Source organism: Advenella sp. S44, from assembly GCF_002810445.1.
Classification (GTDB): domain Bacteria; phylum Pseudomonadota; class Gammaproteobacteria; order Burkholderiales; family Burkholderiaceae_B; genus Advenella.
The window spans coordinates 1,391,514-1,410,444 of the sequence record NZ_NEXS01000003.1 but is presented as its reverse complement, the minus strand read 5'-3'; the positions used below and the strand labels follow the sequence as shown (position 1 = coordinate 1,410,444).

At 54.5% G+C, this 18,931-nt stretch carries 17 protein-coding genes; 3 read left to right on the top strand and 14 right to left on the bottom strand.

The window, feature by feature from the left end:
• Positions 1-305 precede the first annotated feature (305 nt).
• From trxA to CAP48_RS10565, 3 genes are all read left to right on the top strand, one after another.
• Complete coding sequence (gene trxA / locus CAP48_RS10575) at positions 306-632, top strand: thioredoxin (protein ID WP_100696257.1); 327 nt, start codon at positions 306-308, stop codon at positions 630-632.
• A gap of 81 nt (positions 633-713) precedes the next feature.
• A complete protein-coding gene (gene rho / locus CAP48_RS10570; RefSeq protein WP_100696255.1) occupies positions 714-1,970 on the top strand; it encodes a transcription termination factor Rho in 1,257 nt (418 codons plus the stop codon).
• Between the two features lie 232 nt (positions 1,971-2,202).
• On the top strand, positions 2,203-2,544 hold the full coding sequence (locus CAP48_RS10565; protein ID WP_161495235.1) for a PsiF family protein: 342 nt from the start codon (positions 2,203-2,205) through the stop codon (positions 2,542-2,544).
• A gap of 193 nt (positions 2,545-2,737) precedes the next feature.
• Here CAP48_RS10565 and CAP48_RS10560 read toward each other — a convergent pair whose 3' ends face one another.
• From CAP48_RS10560 to metE, 14 genes are all read right to left on the bottom strand, one after another.
• The gene (locus CAP48_RS10560; protein WP_100696253.1) at positions 2,738-3,247 is read right to left on the bottom strand and encodes a DUF5339 family protein; all 510 of its coding nucleotides are present in this window, start codon (positions 3,245-3,247) and stop codon (positions 2,738-2,740) included.
• Positions 3,248-3,261: 14 nt separating this feature from the next.
• Positions 3,262-3,495, bottom strand: a complete 234-nt coding sequence (locus tag CAP48_RS10555; protein WP_100696251.1) for a hypothetical protein — start codon at positions 3,493-3,495, stop codon at positions 3,262-3,264.
• A 663-nt stretch (positions 3,496-4,158) separates the two neighbouring features.
• Positions 4,159-4,854 (bottom strand): fumarylacetoacetate hydrolase family protein, encoded by a 696-nt coding sequence (locus CAP48_RS10545; RefSeq protein WP_100696249.1) that lies wholly within the window; start codon positions 4,852-4,854, stop codon positions 4,159-4,161.
• Positions 4,855-5,004: 150 nt separating this feature from the next.
• Positions 5,005-5,535 carry an inorganic diphosphatase gene (ppa, locus tag CAP48_RS10540; RefSeq protein WP_100696247.1) on the bottom strand — a complete coding sequence of 177 codons (531 nt, stop codon included), beginning with the start codon at positions 5,533-5,535 and terminating at the stop codon, positions 5,005-5,007.
• Between the two features lie 24 nt (positions 5,536-5,559).
• On the bottom strand, positions 5,560-6,972 hold the full coding sequence (locus tag CAP48_RS10535) for a heme biosynthesis HemY N-terminal domain-containing protein (protein ID WP_100696245.1): 1,413 nt from the start codon (positions 6,970-6,972) through the stop codon (positions 5,560-5,562).
• 3 nt (positions 6,973-6,975) lie between these two features.
• Positions 6,976-8,817 (bottom strand): uroporphyrinogen-III C-methyltransferase, encoded by a 1,842-nt coding sequence (locus CAP48_RS10530; RefSeq protein WP_100696243.1) that lies wholly within the window; start codon positions 8,815-8,817, stop codon positions 6,976-6,978.
• 94 nt (positions 8,818-8,911) lie between these two features.
• A complete protein-coding gene (locus CAP48_RS10525) occupies positions 8,912-9,727 on the bottom strand; it encodes a uroporphyrinogen-III synthase (RefSeq protein ID WP_161495234.1) in 816 nt (271 codons plus the stop codon).
• 9 nt (positions 9,728-9,736) lie between these two features.
• Positions 9,737-10,693, bottom strand: a complete 957-nt coding sequence (gene hemC / locus CAP48_RS10520) for a hydroxymethylbilane synthase (protein WP_100696239.1) — start codon at positions 10,691-10,693, stop codon at positions 9,737-9,739.
• Positions 10,694-11,467: 774 nt separating this feature from the next.
• Entirely contained in the window at positions 11,468-12,190 is a 723-nt protein-coding gene (locus CAP48_RS10515; protein ID WP_100696237.1) for a TerC family protein, read from the bottom strand.
• Between the two features lie 251 nt (positions 12,191-12,441).
• Positions 12,442-13,137: a TerC family protein gene (locus CAP48_RS10510; protein ID WP_100696235.1), complete on the bottom strand. Its 696-nt coding sequence runs from the start codon at positions 13,135-13,137 to the stop codon at positions 12,442-12,444.
• Between the two features lie 240 nt (positions 13,138-13,377).
• Positions 13,378-14,259 carry a succinate--CoA ligase subunit alpha gene (gene sucD, locus CAP48_RS10505; RefSeq protein WP_100696233.1) on the bottom strand — a complete coding sequence of 294 codons (882 nt, stop codon included), beginning with the start codon at positions 14,257-14,259 and terminating at the stop codon, positions 13,378-13,380.
• 14 nt (positions 14,260-14,273) lie between these two features.
• Positions 14,274-15,434 (bottom strand): ADP-forming succinate--CoA ligase subunit beta, encoded by a 1,161-nt coding sequence (gene sucC, locus CAP48_RS10500; protein WP_100696231.1) that lies wholly within the window; start codon positions 15,432-15,434, stop codon positions 14,274-14,276.
• A gap of 88 nt (positions 15,435-15,522) precedes the next feature.
• Entirely contained in the window at positions 15,523-16,098 is a 576-nt protein-coding gene (locus tag CAP48_RS10495; RefSeq protein WP_100696229.1) for a DUF2889 domain-containing protein, read from the bottom strand.
• Positions 16,099-16,347: 249 nt separating this feature from the next.
• Positions 16,348-18,642, bottom strand: coding sequence for a 5-methyltetrahydropteroyltriglutamate--homocysteine S-methyltransferase (gene metE / locus CAP48_RS10490; protein WP_100696227.1), 2,295 nt, complete (start codon positions 18,640-18,642; stop codon positions 16,348-16,350).
• Between the last annotated feature and the right edge of the window lie 289 nt (positions 18,643-18,931).

Below are 18,931 nucleotides of genomic sequence, written 5' to 3'. Positions count from 1 at the left end.
AAACAGACATTTTACGTGTTCAAAGCGTTTTTTGTCGCCTATTAATCACGCTTATCGACAATCTTTATCGATAAATGGTATTCTTACATTTAACTACAGACGCATTTGGCTGCTGTTTGCCTTTCAGGAGTACCCTTTCCTTGACTGGCCCGGCCCCATACGCCGGCTTCGGAATTCAAACTGAAAAATCCATTCCGTTGCAGCTCATATCAAACCTATCCGCTTTGATCGACCTCAAAATGAGGTCTTCCAAATACGTTATATTCCATTTCTGATTATTCTTGACGACTGTCACCTGAAACATTATGAGCGATCTAATCAAACACGCAACCGAAAAAACATTTGAAGCCGAAGTGCTCAAGTCGGAGCTGCCGGTGCTGGTAGACTACTGGGCCCCCTGGTGTGGCCCCTGCAAGGCCATCGCGCCTTTGCTGGAAGAGGCTGCCCGCGACTATGAAGGTCGTATTCAGGTCGTCAAGGTTGACGTCCAGGATCACCCTGAAGTTGCCGCCAAATTCGGCATTCGGGGAATTCCGACGCTGATGGTTTTCAAAAATGGCGAAGCAGTTGCAACCAAAGTCGGCGCAGTCAACAAAACCCAGCTTACCGGGTTCATCGACGAATCCATTTAAGTTATTTTTCTCGCGCGGGCTCATTCGTCAGCCCGCCGCCATGACTCTTATTTCAATCTTATCTATCCTTACTCATAAATAATGCACCTTAATGAATTAAAGGCACTGCATGTGTCGCAGCTGCTCGAAATGGCTGCTGGCCTGGAAATCGAAAACGCCAACCGCTTCCGCAAGCAGGAATTGATGTTTGCCATCATGAAGCGCCGCGCAAAAATGGGGGAACAAATCTTTGGGGACGGCGTGCTGGAAGTGCTACCCGATGGCTTTGGCTTTCTTCGCTCCCCGGAAACTTCCTACCTTGCCAGCACCGACGACATCTACATTTCCCCTTCGCAAATCCGCCGCTTCAATCTTCACACCGGTGATTCGATCGAAGGTGAAGTGCGTGTACCCAAGGACGGCGAGCGGTATTTTGCCCTGGTCAAAGTAGAAAACGTCAATGGCGTCTCGCCTGAATTGATGAAACACCGCATCATGTTCGAGAACCTGACGCCCCTGCACCCGGACGACCCACTGATTCTTGAACGCGAAATCAAAAGCGAAGAAAACAACACTGGCCGTATCTTGGATATTTTTTCTCCTATCGGCAAAGGCCAGCGCGCCCTGATCGTGGCCAGCCCGAAATCGGGTAAAACGGTCATGATGCAGCATATTGCCCATTCCATTACGACCAACTACCCCGATGCCACGCTGATTGTCTTGCTGGTTGACGAACGCCCAGAAGAGGTCACAGAGATGACACGCACCGTACGCGGTGAAGTGGTCGCCTCCACCTTTGATGAGCCGGCTACCCGTCACGTACAGGTTGCCGAAATGGTGATCGAAAAAGCCAAGCGCCTGGTCGAACTGAAAAAAGACGTGGTCATTGTGCTCGATTCCATTACCCGCCTGGCGCGAGCCTACAATACGGTCGTACCCTCTTCTGGCAAAGTGCTGACCGGTGGTGTTGACGCCAATGCCTTACAGCGCCCCAAACGGTTTTTTGGCGCGGCCCGTAACATTGAAGAAGGCGGCTCGCTCACCATTATCGGCACTGCCCTGATTGAGACCGGCAGCCGCATGGATGAAGTCATCTACGAAGAATTCAAGGGTACCGGTAACTGCGAGGTTCATCTTGAGCGCCGTCTGGCTGAAAAACGGATCTACCCGGCGATCAACCTGAATAAATCGGGTACCCGTCGCGAAGAACTGCTGATGAAACCCGAGAAACTGCAACGCGTTTGGGTTCTGCGCAAGTTCATCCACGATATGGACGAGGTCGAGTCAATGGAATTTATTCTGGACAAGATAAAATCCACAAAGAACAATGATCAATTCTTTGACATGATGAAAAAATAAGCATCGAGCTCACCAAAAATACCTTCCTTGGCGGAAGGTATTTTTTTGCCGCCGACACCGTGCGAATCTGTACGCACATTCGCACCATTGCGTGTTCTGACCGTCAAAAATCCCTGTCGACTTTGCGATTTTTTTCTCGCCAACAAAGGTGGCTTGCGCGTATGCTATGCGCAGCATGAATATCCGATCATGCCGTTTTAAATCCCATGATTTTTTATCGCGTTGGAAAGGAATGAAAATGAACATCGTGAGTAAATCGATTTTTGCCGCAGCGTTCTCTGCAAGTTTATGGGGCGCAATTGCCCAGGCCCAGACCGTAACGCCAGCAAAAAAGGAAAACAGTCAGCAAAGTCGCATGGCCGTCTGCAATGCCAATGCCAAAAGCAATAACTTGCAGGGTGATGCTCGCAAGTCCTTCATGAAAGCATGCTTGAGTACAAGCAAAAGTAAAGACGGCAAAGCCCTGTCTGCGTCGCAACAGCGCATGGTCGATTGTTCAAGAAGCGCCAAAGCCAAATCACTGTCCGGCCAGGACCGCAAGACATTCATGAGCGACTGCTTGAAAAACGCATAACGCCCAGGCGTTATCAGCGCAGCGGCGGCCGCGGCATGATGTCGCGACCGCTTTGCCTTATTTGGACCGACAAAAAAAAGCGACCAACAAGGATCTTGTTGAATCGCCCAGAGAGAGTAGTCAGGATGGAGTGACTTTGCAAAAACTCCATCGTCGCTTTACTGCAGCAACCGAGAGAGGTTGCACACAGTCATTATTGCGTTGTATTTTGTTCTTGCTGCTCCAGCATATCCAGCGCCTGCTTGCAGCTAGACTCCAGTTGAGCTTGATCACCGATTGCAGCCATTTGCTTGCGCTGCTCGTCAATCATTTGGTTCATCTGGTCAGCCGATGCACCCGCCTTCATCACCATTTCCTCTGCTTTCTTGAAATAGTCCTGGCAAGTTTGTGGCAGACTGCTGTCGTCCGTGACGGCAGCCGAAGACTCTGTAGCCGGCGCCGGGGTTTCACTGGCAGAAGACGGTGCCTCGGCAGGCTCAGCCGTCTCAGCCGGTTCGGTCGTCTGAGCAGGTTCGGCCGTATCGGAATCAGCTGGCGCCGGTTCCGACTGTGCAGGCGCTGTCGGCTCGGCGGCCGGAGCTTCCGACGTCGCTGCAGGTGTCTCGGGAGCCGATTCCTCGGCGCCCTTGTCGCAGCCGGCCAGACCAACCACGCCGGCCAGTAAGGCAGCCAGCACCGCTGAACGTGTCTTGTTCAAATTCATGCGATACCTTACGGTTATTGTGGCTGGCTGCCGCCAGAATCCGGCGCTTCGGTAGAAGGCGCAGGTGTTGTTCCAGAATCTGCGGGTGCCGCTGGATCAGCGTCTGGCGCAGGAGTGGCCGCCGGCGCGTCCGACGTTGTTCCCGGTGTTTCCGGATCAGGCGCATCACCATTGTCGCAACCTGCCAGGCCGAGCATGGCGGCCATGGCTGCTGTCAACACAAGCGTTCGTGTGGTATGAAGTTTCATGATTGACTCCTTATTTATTGTGGTTGGCTGCCAGATGCAGGTGCTTCAGACGAAGGTGCGTCTGATGAAGGGGCTTCCGGTGCCGGGGCTTCTGATGATGGAGCTTCAGGCGCAGCATCAGACTCCGATGGTGAGGTCTCAGGAGCAGGAGCCGGGGTTTCCGGTGTTTCAGAAGCGGCTCCCGGTGTCTCGGACGGTGCTCCCGGTGTTTCCGGCGATGCCTCATCACCCCCCTGGTCACATCCTGCCAAGCCTAACAGTCCGGCGAACATCGCTGTCAAAACCATGGATCGTGTCGTATTGAGTTTCATGACTTAACCTCTTTATTTGAATTGCGAAATCAGTACAAACCATTATTCGCACTTTCGGGCTAAAGGTCATTACAGAACGACTATAAAGTGCTTGTATTTGTAACATTTGCAATTTTTCAGATACTGGTGCATGACAGGTATCTGTTTGATTTACCTTGCAAAAGACTGAATACGAAGATTTACCGGTGTCTTATTATTTAACGTTTTGGACCGGATCAGAAGGAATAATTGTTGCAGCGGCACCTGAAAACGGCATTTCAAGGGGGGCGTCTGCGGCCTGTCAGGACAGCGCATCCGGAGTACGTCCGGCATGCATGCTGTCCTGCCTAAGGAACCAACGACATTACGGATATCAGACAATCTTCACTTTGAGTTGCCCGAGTCCATCGACTTTGCCGACCAGCTCGTCGCCCACATTAACTGCGCCTACGCCTTCAGGCGTGCCCGAAAAGATCAGGTCGCCGGGCTGCAGCTCAAAAAGTCCGGACAAGTAGGCAATTGATTCCGGGATGGACCAGATCAGCGACGCGATCGTGCTGCTCTGGCGAGTCTGCCCGTTGACATCCAGCGAAATCGCAGCCGTGTCAATATTGCTGACTGTTGCCGCCGGATGCACTGGCCCGATCGGGCCGGACAGATCAAACGCTTTACCCACTTCCCATGGTCTTCCTTGCTTTTTTGCCTCGCCCTGCAGGTCGCGGCGCGTCATATCCAGTCCTAGCGCGTAGCCGTAAACCATCTGTGCGGCTTCCTCAACGGTAACGTCCTTACCGGCCTTGCCGATTGCTACCACCAACTCCATTTCATAATGCAGATTGGCGGTCTTGGATGGATACGGCATTTGGCCGGTCTCGCCATCGGCTATCGGCAACAACGCATTGGCCGGCTTGCAGAAAAAAAACGGATCTTCCCTGCCGGTAAAACCCATTTCCTTTGCATGCTCGGCGTAATTGCGACCTACACAGTACACGCGACGCACAGGAAAACGCGCGTCGCTATCGGCGACAGGCAGGGAAACAACCTCGGGAGCAGGAAATACATATGTCATAACAGTCTCTTTGAATAGTCTTGTTTATATTGATAACGCTGATATTGCACGACAACGGCGCCGACGGCCCCGTGTCTGACGTCAAAAAAAGGGCCCGGTCAGGTACTGCCGAGCCCTTATTCAAAAATAGCCACAAAGCCAGGCAGTGGGCTATCCCTTCTGGAATCGTTCGATACTGCTGGTGATTTCAGCATGTGCGGCATCGATCCCTTCCCAGCCTTTTACCTTGACCCATTTGCCCTTTTCCAGGTCTTTGTAGTGCTCAAAGAAATGCTGAATGCGCTGCAATTCCTGTTCCGGCAAATCAGTGTGGGAATTAATGGTGCTATACGGAGGATAGAGCTTGTCTACCGGACGCGCCAGCAGCTTAGCGTCTCCACCGGCCTCGTCGTCCATCTGCAGCACGCCAAGCGCGCGGCACTTGATCACAGAGCCGACGGCTATCGGAAAAGGCGTAATGACCAGCACATCCACCGGATCACCATCGTCAGACAGCGTATCGGGAATATAGCCATAATTGCAGGGATAATGCATGGCGGTCATCATGAATCGATCGACAAAGATTGCGCCTGTGTCTTTATCAACTTCGTATTTAACCGGATCGGCATTCATCGGAATTTCAATTACAACATTGAATTCTTCCGGCGTCTTGGAACCGGCCGGTACATTTTTCAAGCTCATAGTCAACTCTTCTGGTTACTGTGGTTACGATTTTTCATTCACTTCATCCACCCGGATTCCTGGAATGGGAGCGCTGTCAAAGTACTCATCATCGGCTTCCGGCCGTTTGGCATAAATGGTTTTTCCGCTCGCGCCTTCGCTCTGAGCCGCCTCGGCGGGCTCGTCTGCGCGCTTGCGATCTGGAGGCCCATCAGGATCCAGGCGCGTATCGGCTGCTGGTAGATACTTTTCTCCGGCAACCGTGGGCAACATGGAAATCGAAGCCGACGCAAAGCGCCAGTGTTTGACCGCATCGGCCGGCTTGCCCAGACGATCATACAATGCGCCAAGCAAAGTATGGGTGCGCGGATCTTCTCGCAATTTCAGGCTGCGTGTGAGGTAGCGTTCAGCCTGTCCCCACAGCTGCGCAGCCAGGCACAGAAAGCCCAGGGCATTGAGCAGGTCGGGATTATTTTCGTCTTTCTCCAGCCATTTCTGTGCTTTGGTCAAACGGGCATTGACCTGCTCAGCCGGACACTGAACATAGGCATTGAGCAGGCGCGCATCAATGTTCTCGCGCAACGAGGCTTCCAGGATCTGTCCGGCCGTATCGGGATGGCCCGCAGACTGCGCTTTCTCGGCGGCAGCCAGCGCAATTAGCGGCATGGTCTTTTCAGCGCTACTGAAAGACTTCCAGGTGTTGGTCCAGCTGTCGCGTGTCGTCGCCTGCATGACGGCAGCGCCGGCGTGTTCAATCAGCCGCTGACCTTCGAACGAATCGATCGTCCCTTTTTTATTCAATGCACGGGCAACCTGCAGCAATTTATCCTGGTTGCCGATCTGCTTATACCCACGAAGAAGCAGCTTCTGGATATGATCCTGATTAGCCCCACCGGCTTTTGCCAGCGGCTCGAGCAACGCCAGCGCCTGTTTTGCTTCGCCCTGCTCCAGCAGCATCTCGGCGCGGATGGTGGTAGCGGCATCCTGCATCCTGGGGTTGCCGCGGGCTTTGGACTGGGCAGTCAGCAACAAGGCATCCCGTTCGGCATAGCGCGACTGGTTATGCGCAGCCTTGGCAGCGGCCAGGCTGGCCAGCGCCTGCCTGCCACTATCACGACTGCGATTAAGCAGGCGCGTCAGGTCTTTTTCCGCCGGGCTGCTTCGGCCTTCAAGCAACTCCACCCAACCGCGTTCAAGCAGATCATAGTCCTTGCGGGTATGCCGGCGCTGGTTCCAGTTTCGGACGCGGGTAGGCGCGTCCATCAGGAAACCGATAAAACGAAATACCAAATAAAAAAGAAAGAATGCAATAACAATAAAGACCAGGCCGGCCGCAAGCGAAATAGTGCGACGCTCGTCACCGGTCACGACCATGAAATAGCCGCTGGAGTCACGCAACAGCAGTGCGGCAGCAACAGCAACGGCAAACAGGACAAGTAATTTCAAACTGGTTCGCATGCATTACTCCTGTCCGGGATTCATGGATTTAAGCTGCTTGCGGGTTTCCTGCACTGCCTTCACGCTTTGCGTAATGGGTGGCAACTCAGGTCTGACACCGGCTTTGAGCAACTGCTGAAGCTGGGCCAGCACCTGTTGCGTCTGAACGGAATCCTGATTGAAACTCTGTCTGATACCCTGGACTACGGTTTCCAGCGAAGATGTCCAAATGCCTTGCTGGCCGTTGAGCAATGCCTGCTGGGCAAAATGCAAGTGCTGCTTCAGATTCGCACGCAACTGGGCAGCCTGGTCCACGGTAAGCAGTACCTGGTTGGGATCGGCCAGCTTTTCCACTCGCACGATACCGCCCAGATCCGAACGCAAGCCCTGCCAGGCCGAACCCGGCCAGGTTTTCACCTCGTTCCAGGCCCGTTCATACCAAGGGCCGGCAGCCGCGTCAGGCGCGGCGCCCTCTGTGCTATCTGCGATGCCCGGGGCGCTGCCCGCCTGCCCTGCCATCGGCTTGGCGCCGGCTTGATCGGGCGAAATCAGGGGCAGCGCGTCCAATTTCGCGGACAGCTGCGTTACCTGCTTAAAATGTGTATCGACACTCGCCGCAGGCGCTGACTTAAGCGTCACGATATCGGCAGAAAGCGCAGCACGCAGGCCGGCCAGCACAGGCGCATCAGCCTGGTCGATCGCTTTTATCGCCGTTTCCAGCGACGCGACAGCGTTATCCAGATTGCCGGCAATGGCCAGTTCATTCTGCGCCATCGTAACCAGACGGCTGACATCATTTAGCACAAACAGGTTTGTCTCATTGCGCGAGGCCTGCAAGCGACTGGTCTGCAATTGCTCAAGCTGTTTCTGTGAGGATTCGAGCTGGTCGCGCAGCGCTATGATTTGTGCCGACTGGCGATCCAGCTGGTCGCGAATATCTGCCGGCAATGAGCCGGTAAAGCTACCTGAAGCTGGCGCTGCCGTAGCGCCTGATTCACTGTTTGTTGCTGTAGCTGGCTGGGTTTCGGCGGCATCCGGGCTCTGGCTCGCAGTGTCCTGGTCGCTGGCGGCATCGCCAGTATTGTCCGGCGGCGTTCCGGTTTGCGTACCGTTGTCCGCATCTGCCGCCTGCCCTGTGCTGTCGTCTTCAGATTGCGCAGCCTCTGATGCTGGCTCGCTGTTGGTGGCGGTGGGCCCCAAAGGCGTACTTGTGGTGCTGCCACTGGCCTCGTCCTGAGCCGGAGTGCCGGTATCGCCGGGTGATGCGTTTTCATCGGTCGCGCTATCGGTCGATTCGCTATTGCCCGCTGCGGTTTCATCACTTGTTGTCGCCGAAGTGTCGGCCTGATTCGAGTTCGTATCGGTAGGGGTTGTGTCGGAGGCACTGTCAGATGGCGCCGTTGCCGAATCGGTCCCCGTTGACGGACCCGTTTGCGACGTATCGGCAGCAGACTGGTCCGAGGCGCCAGATGTGACCGGTTCGCTAATGGATGAGCTGCTGCTGTCCGGCTCGGCCCGGTTATGCTGAGCGTAGTAATAGCCGCCAGCAGCGATGGCCGCAACCACAACCACGGCTCCGATCAATGGCCCTTTGGTACCTTTGCCTGCGCTGCCACCGTCTTTGCCTGCGCTGCTCTCGCCTTTGCCAGCCTGCGTGGGCGGAACGGGGCCGCCTGGAGAACCACCAGCAGGCTTGTCTGCAGCCGCCTTGTGAGCTTCAGTTTCACGCCCTGTCGCTTTTTCGCTTGTCAATTCGACGTCCGACACCGTATCCGGCGCGACATCCATGGGAGGTTTGCCTCGAACTGCGGCGTCCGGTTTTTTTTCAGTTTCCGTATTTCGCGCGTCGTCCTGTTTTTTTTCCATGTTTTTTCAATTCCTTACTATCCAGAAAACCAATACACCGCTTGGCGATACGTTCGTGAAAGTTTTATACATTGTAGTGGATTACCGCAGGCTTTTAATCCGAGATTGTAACGGCATGGAAAATTGCATCATCCCGTGGCAGTGCCTGTTGAACACGCAGTGCATCGGCGTTCGACAAAGACAGCTTGTGCTGCCAGATATGTTTGAGGTGAGCGAGCTGGCCGACATGCGTGACGATAAAAGTGGTAGAGGCAGCTATCGAATCCGGGTGGATTTTCGCTGTAGCCAGATTACCGACGAAGGCATCGATGCCTTGCGGGCTGGTCAATACCACATATTTTTTTTGTGATGGATCAGCCAACAAACTGCGCATCTGCTGCCGTTGCCGCTCATCCCATTGGGTGGCATGCCGGGCATACAGGGCAAAGCGGGTCACGGTAACGGACAAATCCCGTAACTGTTGAGCGAGCCACGGATTGCCAGTCGTGCCACAGACAAGCAACACGGATTTGAAGACGGTCAGCATGCCGCTGGTTTGAAGGCTGGCCAGAAAACCGCTGGAGTCGTATGGTAGGTGCCCCGCCGGAGACAGGATTTGCTCAGGCGCAACGCCCCGGCGCTCCAAGGCCTGCCGCGTGCCGGGACCGACACAGCCGGCGTAGCGATATTTCGGCCAGGACATGTCGCGTTCGCGCAGCAGATCAAAAAAACAATCTACCGCAAAGCCGCTGACGAAAAAAATCAGATCGAATGCAGCGGGATCGGGAACCGGGTCAGCAACAGGCTCTGGCTGCAGTATCAGGGCCGGCAGAATGATTACGTCCAGCCCCGCCTGTTGCAAACACAATTGCAAAGCCTGGTTTTTCCCTTGCGGTCGCGTCAGGATGACCGTTGCGCGCGGATGCTCCACAGCCAGCACTCACATCTTGTCGGCGTCGCTCTGCGATGCCTCATTCAAGGCAGCCAGGATCGCATCGGCCCCTTGCTCCTTGAGCGCTTGTGCGACGTCTGTGCCCAATTTTTCTGCGGCTTCGGCGCCTGCCGTCCGGGTACTGCGCAAAACACGCTTGCCATCCGGCGTTGCTACCAACCCATGCAATGTCACCGCATTATCGGTGAGCGTCGCGTAGGCGGCAATAGGCACCTGGCAAGAGCCGCCCAGCGCCCGTGATACCGCCCTTTCGGCCGTCACACAGGCGGTCGTTGCCGGATTGGCAAGGGTTGCCAGAATGTCCAGCAACTCAGTGCGCGACTCGAGAATTTCAATACCCAGTGCCCCCTGGCCGGCGGCCGGCAGGCTTTCGGAGACATCCAGCCGCGATGCAATACGCTCCCCCAAGCCGAGGCGTTCCAGCCCAGCAGACGCCAGCACAATCGCATCGTAGTCGCCTTTATCCAGTTTTGACAGGCGGGTATCCAGATTACCGCGCAAGGGTTTGACAACCAAATGCGGATAGGCTGCCCGGATCTGCGATTCGCGACGCAAACTGGATGTGCCAACAACGGCGCCGTCAGGAAGGTCGCTCAATTGATGATAGGTTCGCGAGACAAAGGCGTCAGTAGGATCTGCCCGCTCCAGGATGGCAGCCAGTGAAAACGGCGATTGCAGATCAACCGGCACGTCTTTGAGTGAGTGCACGGCCAGGTCTGCTCTGCCGTCTACCAGTGCGGATTCCAATTCCTTGATGAATAAGCCCTTGCCGCCAATCTTTGACAATGTGCGATCCAGAATCTGGTCGCCTTTTGTTGTCAACTCCAGTAGCTCGACCTGCAGGTCTGGATAATGAGTCTGCAGCAGCGCGCGAACATGGCGCGCCTGCCACAAGGCCAGACGGCTGGCGCGGGTTGCAATGGTGAGTTTTTTAAGTTCGGTCACGCGAGGTTCCTGCAAAAATAGAGTGAAAAAAGGAAATCAGGTTAAAGATAAAATCGGGTATAAGGCTGCTGCCAGGCGTTTAACCCTGTGTTACCGGGTGTTCAATCCGGTACTGGCAGGATCTTGAACCTGTACTTGCTGGCGCTAGTTCCTATGGTGCTGGGGGTTTTCCCTATGCTAGCGGCACCCAATCCTGTGATACCTGGGTTCAGAATCGAACCCATTCATGCATTCGGGCCGTGACCGGTCTTACAAACAGATGATTACCAGCCGGGTCCAACACGACATTAGATAAGCGCGCGTCAGGCTCCAGAGCCAGTGCGGGACACTATACTTAGGCTGGCCCCCAACTTAGGCTGGCCCCCAAGGCGTCGATAAGCAGCTCCCGCGCTGACCGTCAACCCACAATATCAGTCGGCCGGACATGGCCGGCAAATCAGCGCAAATAATTAATGGCTACCGTTATGACGATACCGATTACAGCCAGGATAAACAGCCCTTGCAAAATGCTGCGTTTGGGTTTTTCTTCCATAGTTCAACCTTCATACGAGTGACAGACGCGGTGTCTGCCCACATGCAAAACAACAAGACCCGGTCACCGCGGATTTGCAGGGCAACAAGCCCCAGTGTTCGCAAAGATACTAAAACTAGTCGGTGTCTGCGAACATGCAAAACAACAAGCCCCGCCGGGGCACGAAGCCTGGCGGGGCCGCCTTCCGATACACCGGGGTCCGGACGGCCTGCCGGGTGGTATCGGATTTTGTAAGCTGGGGTTCAGCTCGTTTCAGTGACCTGCGCCTTGCCCTTGCGGGAAGCCAGCCATTTACCCAAACCGACAACCACGATGATGCCAATGACTTCAACTGCAATCTTAACAGTTTGCGGCGCTGCTTCGCCATTGAAGAATGTTCTCTCGGTAAATACGTCGGAAACCAGCATGCCACCAGCCAGCCAGCCCAACAATGCTGCGCCCAAGGTAACGACCAGAGGATACTTGTCGATCAGCTTCAGAACGAGCGTGCTACCCCAGATAATAATGGGCACACTCACAATCAGGCCGAAGGCAACGTACGCCACTTCGTGCCCGGGCGCGGATTTTTGCGCGGCTGCAGCAATGGCAATCACATTGTCTAAACTCATGACAAAGTCGGCAATAAGAATGGTCTTGACCGCAGTCCAGACGGAGGTCCCGCCATTGACATTGCCATGCTCATCCCCTTCCGGAATCAACAGCTTGATACCAATCCACACCAGCAATACGCCGCCGACAATTTTCAGATAAGGAATTTCCAGCAGCTTCAGTGCGAAAGCGATCAGGATCACTCGCATGATAATGGCGCCGAAAGTCCCCCAAAGAATGCCCTTCATTCGCTGCGCTTTTTCCAGATTGCGGCAAGCCAAGGCGATGATGACAGCATTGTCGCCACCCAAAAGTATGTCGATGAGAATAATCTGGAATATCGCGGTCCAGCTCAGCGTCTGAAAAAACTCAAGCATAATGAAAGATCACCTCTGTTAGATTTGTATGATTAGCAAGTGGTCTGGTGACTGCCGGTTACCCCTGATATGCCAGCACCCGCGTCCTCGCCCTGCGCCCTGGAGGCGCAGGAAAAATGGAAACAACCGCTGCGACCGGCCGACCTGTTACGGTACGGCACCTCTGGCGAGCGGCATAAAAAAAGGGCACTTACGCGCCCTTTCCTGCTCCAGACTGCGAGCAATTATAAAACAGAGTATTCAGTTCCAAGTCAGTTTTTTGAGCGACTCACAAAAAACTTGCCTAATATAATAACGAGAACGGCGCCGGCAATACCCACGGTGATACCGAATTGGTGATGCGTCATATGTGCCAGCGATGCCCAATTCTGGGTGCTCGGCTCGATAACCGGATCACCCACGAACATTTCACCCGCAATATAACCGAGCAAAGCCGCACCCAGCCAGACAATGACCGGAAACTTTTCAATAACGGAAAGCAGCAAGGTACTGCCAAAAATCACAAGCGGGATACTAAGCGCCAGGCCGATTATCAGCAGCGTTGTGTCCCCATGCGCTGCAGCAGCAACCGCCACCACGTTATCCAGGCTCATTACCAGGTCGGCAACCAGAATGGTGCGAATCGCGCTCATTAGCGTAGCGTGAGTCTTCTCTTGCCCGCCATCGTCATCACCGGAATTGACCAGTGACACTCCGATATAGACCAATAGCACAGCACCGACTATTTTCAGGTAAGGCAACATCAGCAGCTTGGCCGCGACCAGCGTCAGAATAATACGCATCACAATGGCAGCACCGGAGCCGATCACAATTGCTTTTTTCTGCTGGTTTTCGGGTAACGTGCGGGCTGCGAGCGCAATGACCACGGCATTATCACCCGACAGCAGAATATTTACCCATACGATTTCCAACAGGGCGAGCCAGAACGCCGAAGAACCTACATCCATAGTGAACCTTCCAAAGAGACTTTAAAATGAAAAAATGCTGTCTGTGTTATCACCTGCTGGATTGGACAAGCAGGCATACTTTTATTCGTGCCATCATTCTATGAATCTTTGCTTACACCACCCTGACTTGGTGCCACACCGGAAAAGAAATCGCCCCTGAAGAACAACAAGACAGTTGTGATATTCAGGGGCGTTTCAGTATTGATCGTCCGGTATGGGACGATCATGAGCAACGGCAGCTTACAGTACAGACTTGAGCAATTTGCCCATTTCTGAAGGATTACGCGTGGTACGGATACCGCAGGCTTCCATGATTTCCAGTTTGGCATCTGCCGTATCGGCACCGCCTGAGATCAGTGCACCCGCATGGCCCATGCGCTTTCCGGGAGGGGCAGTCACCCCGGCGATAAAGCCGACAACCGGTTTTTTCATGTTGTCTTTGGCCCACTCGGCAGCATTGACTTCGTCAGGTCCGCCAATCTCGCCGATCATGACAACCGCATCGGTTTCCGGATCGTCATTGAACATTTTGAGAATATCAATGTGCTTCAGGCCGTTGATCGGATCGCCGCCAATACCGACAGCACTTGACTGTCCCAGACCCAGTTCGGTCAGTTGAGCAACGGCTTCATATGTGAGAGTACCCGAGCGACTGACAACGCCAATGCGACCTTTTTTGCAGATATGCGCGGGCATGATGCCGATTTTCAATTCATCGGGCGTAATCAGGCCAGGGCAGTTCGGGCCCAGCAGCATTGTCTTTTTGTTTTCTTCACGCATGCGATTGCGAACCGCCAGCATATCGCGAACCGGAATACCTTCGGTAATGCAGATGACCAGGTCCAGATCCGCCTCTACGGCTTCCCAGATCGCGTCGGCAGCGCCTGCAGGTGGAACGTAAATCACAGAGACATTGGCGCCGGTTTGCGCCTTCGCGTCCTTGACCGAAGCGTAAATAGGCACGCCTTCGAAGTCCTCGCCGGCGCGCTTTGGATTGACGCCAGCCACGAAGGCCTCTTTACCATTGGCGTAATCGCGGCACATACGTGTGTGGAACTGGCCGGTTTTACCGGTGATGCCCTGAGTGATGACTTTAGAGTCTTTATTGATCAGAATTGACATGAATGATTCCTTGCTTACTTAACGGCGGCTACGACTTTGGTCGCGGCTTCAGCCATGGTATCGGCGCTGATGATTGGCAGTCCGGACTCGGCGAGCATTTTTTTGCCCGTCTCTTCATTGGTGCCCTTCATGCGTACAACCAGCGGGACTGAGAGGTTAACGGCTTTGCACGCAGCAATGACGCCTTCGGCGATCACATCGCAGCGCATGATGCCGCCAAAAATATTCACAAGAATCGCCTTGACTTCCTTGTTCTTGAGCATGATCTTGAACGCTTCAGTCACCTTCTCTGCCGTCGCGCCACCGCCGACGTCCAGGAAGTTGGCCGGCTCGCCGCCAAACAGTTTGATGGTGTCCATGGTCGCCATGGCAAGACCCGCGCCGTTTACGAGGCAGCCGATGTTGCCATCGAGCTGAATGTAGGCCAGGTCAAACTTGCTGGCTTCGATTTCTGCCGGGTCCTCTTCGTCCAGATCGCGATACTCGACGATATCCGGATGACGGAACAATGCATTGGAGTCAAAGTTGAATTTGGCATCAAGCGCAACGATATCACCAGAACCGGTCAGGATCAGCGGGTTGATTTCAGCCAAAGAGGAGTCGGTATCCCAGTAAGCCTTGTACAGTTTCTGAAACTCAACGGCCGCTTTCTCGACTGATGTATCCGGTACGCCAATTCCACGCGCCAGTTCCTTGGCTTCATCATCGGTAAAGCCCTTGGCTGGATCGACAAATACTTTCAGGATTTTTTCCGGTGTTTTTTCCGCCACTTCCTCGACGTCCATACCGCCTTCGCTGGAAGCCATGACGCACACGCGCTGGCTATCGCGATCGGTCACGATGCCAACGTAATATTCCTTCTTGATATCCGCGCCTTCTTCGATCAGCAAGCGGTTGACTTTCTGACCTGCTGCTCCTGTCTGATGGGTAATCAGCTGCATACCCAGAATTTCAGAAGCCAGCTGGCGCACTTCATCAATGGATTTTGCCAGCTTGACGCCGCCGCCCTTGCCACGGCCTCCAGCATGAATCTGCGCCTTGACAACCCAAACCGGGCCGCCGAGTTTTTCTGCGGCTGCAACCGCCTCGTCTACAGAAAACGCGGGGATGCCGCGAGGCACCGTCACGCCGAATTTTTTCAGCAGCTCTTTGCCTTGATACTCATGGATCTTCATGTATTACCTATTAGCGTAGGATAAAAAAAACAAATGCCCGGCGTTGCGCGAGCACACGAAATGCGACTAGTTGAAGCCTGTACAACGATCATGACTGCCTGATCCTGCGTTTACCGCCTGCATCGGCATTGACATACCATTCCGGATAATGCTCGCGCACAACGGGGGAGGTCAGGGCCAGCGCGTGACAACCCTCAAGCTGAAACGGCTTCTTACCTGTCCTCTCCGCCTGCTGTCGGCGCTGCGCGGATAAACTCTGCACAAAAACCGTTGGCAGCAATACAACCAGTTCCGACATATGCGTACAGCCATCGACACGACCAAAGCGTTCGCGCACCGCCGCCCGGAACTGGCGCAGCAAATGCAGCCCGATCAGACCGCGATAGCCTTCTTCAATCGCCATGCAAGCCGCATCGTAAGGCGCTGCCTGATATTTGGCCCGAACATCGGAAATGAGTCCCTCGGGTGTAACCAGCAGAACGATCGTCATATCGTGCACCGGGTCGCCGGCTCGGTGAGTTACACCGGTCCGGGTCGGAAAGTCATAGGCTTTTACGTCCACCAGGTGCGCTTCAAGCTCCCAGAGTGAATCCTCCCGGAGATAGGCATCCATGGTGATACTGCGGGTGTGGATTGGCTTTCGCGCCGAAGAACCCAGAGACATGTTGGAACGATAGAGGAGTAATTGGTCAGTAAACCGATAAAGTATAGCGTACTCCCTTGCGGGCTCGCCCGCAAAAAGGCCGGTTTTACGAAATTTTGCTGCAAAGCAAAATCACCCGACACGCACGCAGGGAACCGTGCTTTTGGCAATTGGCGCCGACCAGGCAAAAAAATCACGGGGTGGCAAAGGCCAATTCCCCGTGAGAAAGGTTGGTAAACAGAACGCACCCAACCTGGGCGTCGTATGCGGTTAAGCCGCCGAGCGCAGTGTCTGTGCCGCGTTGACCATTTCGATCAGTGCGCTGCGTGTTTCCGGCCACTGCCGGGTTTTCAGGCCGCAATCGGGATTGACCCAAAGCTGCTTGCGATTCAGACGACTGGCCGCCTTGTTCATCAGCTGGATCATCCACTCGCGATCCGGTACGTTGGGCGAATGGATATCGTAAACGCCGGGACCGATATCGTTCGGATAGTTGAAGCGTTCAAACGCTTCGAGCAACTCCATATTCGAGCGGGAGGTTTCAATGGTAATCACATCGGCATCCATTGCCGCAATAGATTCGATAATGTCGTTGAACTCCGAATAACACATATGCGTGTGGATCTGGGTTGTATCCTGCACGCCAGATGTGCTGAGTTTGAAACAGTCGACTGCCCAGTCAAGATAGGCTTGCCAGTCCGCCTTGCGCAGCGGCAGGCCCTCACGGAATGCAGGCTCGTCGATCTGGATGACGCGAATACCGGCTTTTTCCAAATCCACCACTTCGTCACGCAGCGCCAGCGCCAATTGCAGGCACGTTGCCTGGCGCGACTGATCGTCACGTACGAAGGACCATTGCAAGACTGTAACCGGCCCGGTCAGCATCCCTTTCATGGGTTTGTCGGTCAGCGATTGGGCAAAGGCCGTCCATTCAACCGTCATGGGAATCAAGCGCGCCACATCGCCGTAGATAATGGGTGGTTTGACGCAGCGCGAACCGTAACTTTGCACCCAGCCGTTCTGCGTGAATGCAAAACCGGCCAGCAGCTCGCCAAAGTATTCCACCATGTCGTTGCGCTCGGGCTCGCCATGAACCAGCACATCAAGACCTGCCTCTTCCTGGAACTTGACCACGTCGCGAATTTCCTGGCGAATGGCTTCTTCATAATTCGTATCGGTGATTGCACCGGCCTTCCAATCACGGCGCAGCTTGCGAATTTCCGGCGTTTGCGGGAAAGAACCAATAGTCGTTGTGGGAAAGTCCGGCAGACCCAGCGCGGCACGCTGTTTGCTAATACGCTCGGCAAATGGCGTGCGGTCGCGGGAAACTGAAGACGCGCCATTGACGCGTTCGGTGACAGCCGGATTGTGAATGCGACGTGATACTTTGCGATCGGCCAGCGCGGCACGCTGGCGAACAAGGGCGGCGCTTTGTTCATCGGTGACTGCGCCATTCAATACGGCTGCCAGCAGATTGAGCTCTTCCAGTTTTTGCACGGCAAAAGACAGCCAGCTTTTGATTTCATCATCCAGCTGAATCTCTTCGCTCAAGTCTACTGGTACATGCAACAGCGACGAAGCCGGCGCCAGCCACAGCCCCTCGCCCAATTGCTCTGCTACCGGCCCAAGTACGGCTGCCGCATGATCCAGGTCAGTACGCCAGATCTCGCGACCACTGATGATGCCCGCCGACAGCACACGGTCTGCAGGCCAGGACGGCAGAACCTTTTCCAGTTGCTTCGGAGCACGAACGAGGTCGAAATGAACACCGGCAACGGGAAGCGAAGATACCAGTTCCGTATTGTCCGCGACATCGCCAAAATAAGTCGCCAGCAGAATGTTGACCGGCGCTTGAGCCAACTGCGCATAAACCTCTCTGTAGGCATCCTGCCATGCGGCTGGCAAATCGAGCACCAGCGCAGATTCGTCAACCTGTACCCACTGCACGCCCAGTTGCGCAAAACGGGCAAGCACGTCTTTGTAAGCCGCAAGCAGTTGCGGAATCAACGCCAGTTTGCGCTCGTCTTCTGCGTTGGCAAAAGACTCTCCTTTGCTCAGCCACAAATAAGTCAGGATCCCGGGAATAACGGGCTTGACCTGATAGCCACAAGCCTGCGCCTGGCTAACCTGATCAAACAGGCACGTACGCGCCAGGTAGAACGCCTGGTCCGCAGCCAGTTCTGGAACAATGTAGTGATAATTGGTATCGAACCATTTGGTCATCTCACAAGCCGCAGCAGGATCGCCGCTAGGGGCACGGCCGCGAGCCATTCTGAAAAGCGTATCCAGATCAACCGGAGCGTTACGCGGATGATTGAACCGCGACGGCACCACACCCAGCGTGGTGGACCATTCAAGAATGTGGTCGTACCAGGCAAAATCGCCAACGGTCACAAACGCATTGCCGGCGGCATGCTGGATGGCCCAGTGACGCTCGCGCAATTGCTTGCCGGTTTCTACCAGCTCTTCTTCATTCGACTGGCCAGCCCAATAGGCCTCCAGCGCTTTTTTCAATTCCCGTTTCACGCCGATTCGCGGGAAACCCAGGTTATGTGTCAATGCCATATGTCATCTCTGCCAGTAATAGTCAATAGCCGCTGCAATTGCGCCGATCGGCGTGCAAGGCTGTACGAAAGCTGATTTATTCAGTACAGGCATTGTGCCGCCACAACAGCATGAAGGCAGCTCAATTTTATAAAGGTAATATTAGAAGAATTCATACTGTTTTCTATACCATTGATTTTTATCGTTATTTCAATGGCCAATATGTTTATAACCAGACATTACCACGACGCCCGCGCCGACATGGCACTTTCTTGATATGATCCTAATAAATGAAAAATTCTCACGCAGG

What these genes read in the sequence shown, in the direction of transcription:
- trxA (WP_100696257.1), top strand. Translation starts at nt 306, where the DNA reads ATGAGCGATCTAATCAAACACGCAACCGAAAAAACATTTGAAGCCGAA.
- rho (WP_100696255.1), top strand. Translation starts at nt 714, where the DNA reads ATGCACCTTAATGAATTAAAGGCACTGCATGTGTCGCAGCTGCTCGAA.
- CAP48_RS10565 (WP_161495235.1), top strand. Translation starts at nt 2,203, where the DNA reads ATGAAAATGAACATCGTGAGTAAATCGATTTTTGCCGCAGCGTTCTCT.
- CAP48_RS10560 (WP_100696253.1), bottom strand. Translation starts at nt 3,247, where the DNA reads ATGAATTTGAACAAGACACGTTCAGCGGTGCTGGCTGCCTTACTGGCC.
- CAP48_RS10555 (WP_100696251.1), bottom strand. Translation starts at nt 3,495, where the DNA reads ATGAAACTTCATACCACACGAACGCTTGTGTTGACAGCAGCCATGGCC.
- CAP48_RS10545 (WP_100696249.1), bottom strand. Translation starts at nt 4,854, where the DNA reads ATGACATATGTATTTCCTGCTCCCGAGGTTGTTTCCCTGCCTGTCGCC.
- ppa (WP_100696247.1), bottom strand. Translation starts at nt 5,535, where the DNA reads ATGAGCTTGAAAAATGTACCGGCCGGTTCCAAGACGCCGGAAGAATTC.
- CAP48_RS10535 (WP_100696245.1), bottom strand. Translation starts at nt 6,972, where the DNA reads ATGCGAACCAGTTTGAAATTACTTGTCCTGTTTGCCGTTGCTGTTGCT.
- CAP48_RS10530 (WP_100696243.1), bottom strand. Translation starts at nt 8,817, where the DNA reads ATGGAAAAAAAACAGGACGACGCGCGAAATACGGAAACTGAAAAAAAA.
- CAP48_RS10515 (WP_100696237.1), bottom strand. Translation starts at nt 12,190, where the DNA reads ATGCTTGAGTTTTTTCAGACGCTGAGCTGGACCGCGATATTCCAGATT.
- CAP48_RS10510 (WP_100696235.1), bottom strand. Translation starts at nt 13,137, where the DNA reads ATGGATGTAGGTTCTTCGGCGTTCTGGCTCGCCCTGTTGGAAATCGTA.
- sucD (WP_100696233.1), bottom strand. Translation starts at nt 14,259, where the DNA reads ATGTCAATTCTGATCAATAAAGACTCTAAAGTCATCACTCAGGGCATC.
- sucC (WP_100696231.1), bottom strand. Translation starts at nt 15,434, where the DNA reads ATGAAGATCCATGAGTATCAAGGCAAAGAGCTGCTGAAAAAATTCGGC.
- CAP48_RS10495 (WP_100696229.1), bottom strand. Translation starts at nt 16,098, where the DNA reads ATGTCTCTGGGTTCTTCGGCGCGAAAGCCAATCCACACCCGCAGTATC.
- metE (WP_100696227.1), bottom strand. Translation starts at nt 18,642, where the DNA reads ATGGCATTGACACATAACCTGGGTTTCCCGCGAATCGGCGTGAAACGG.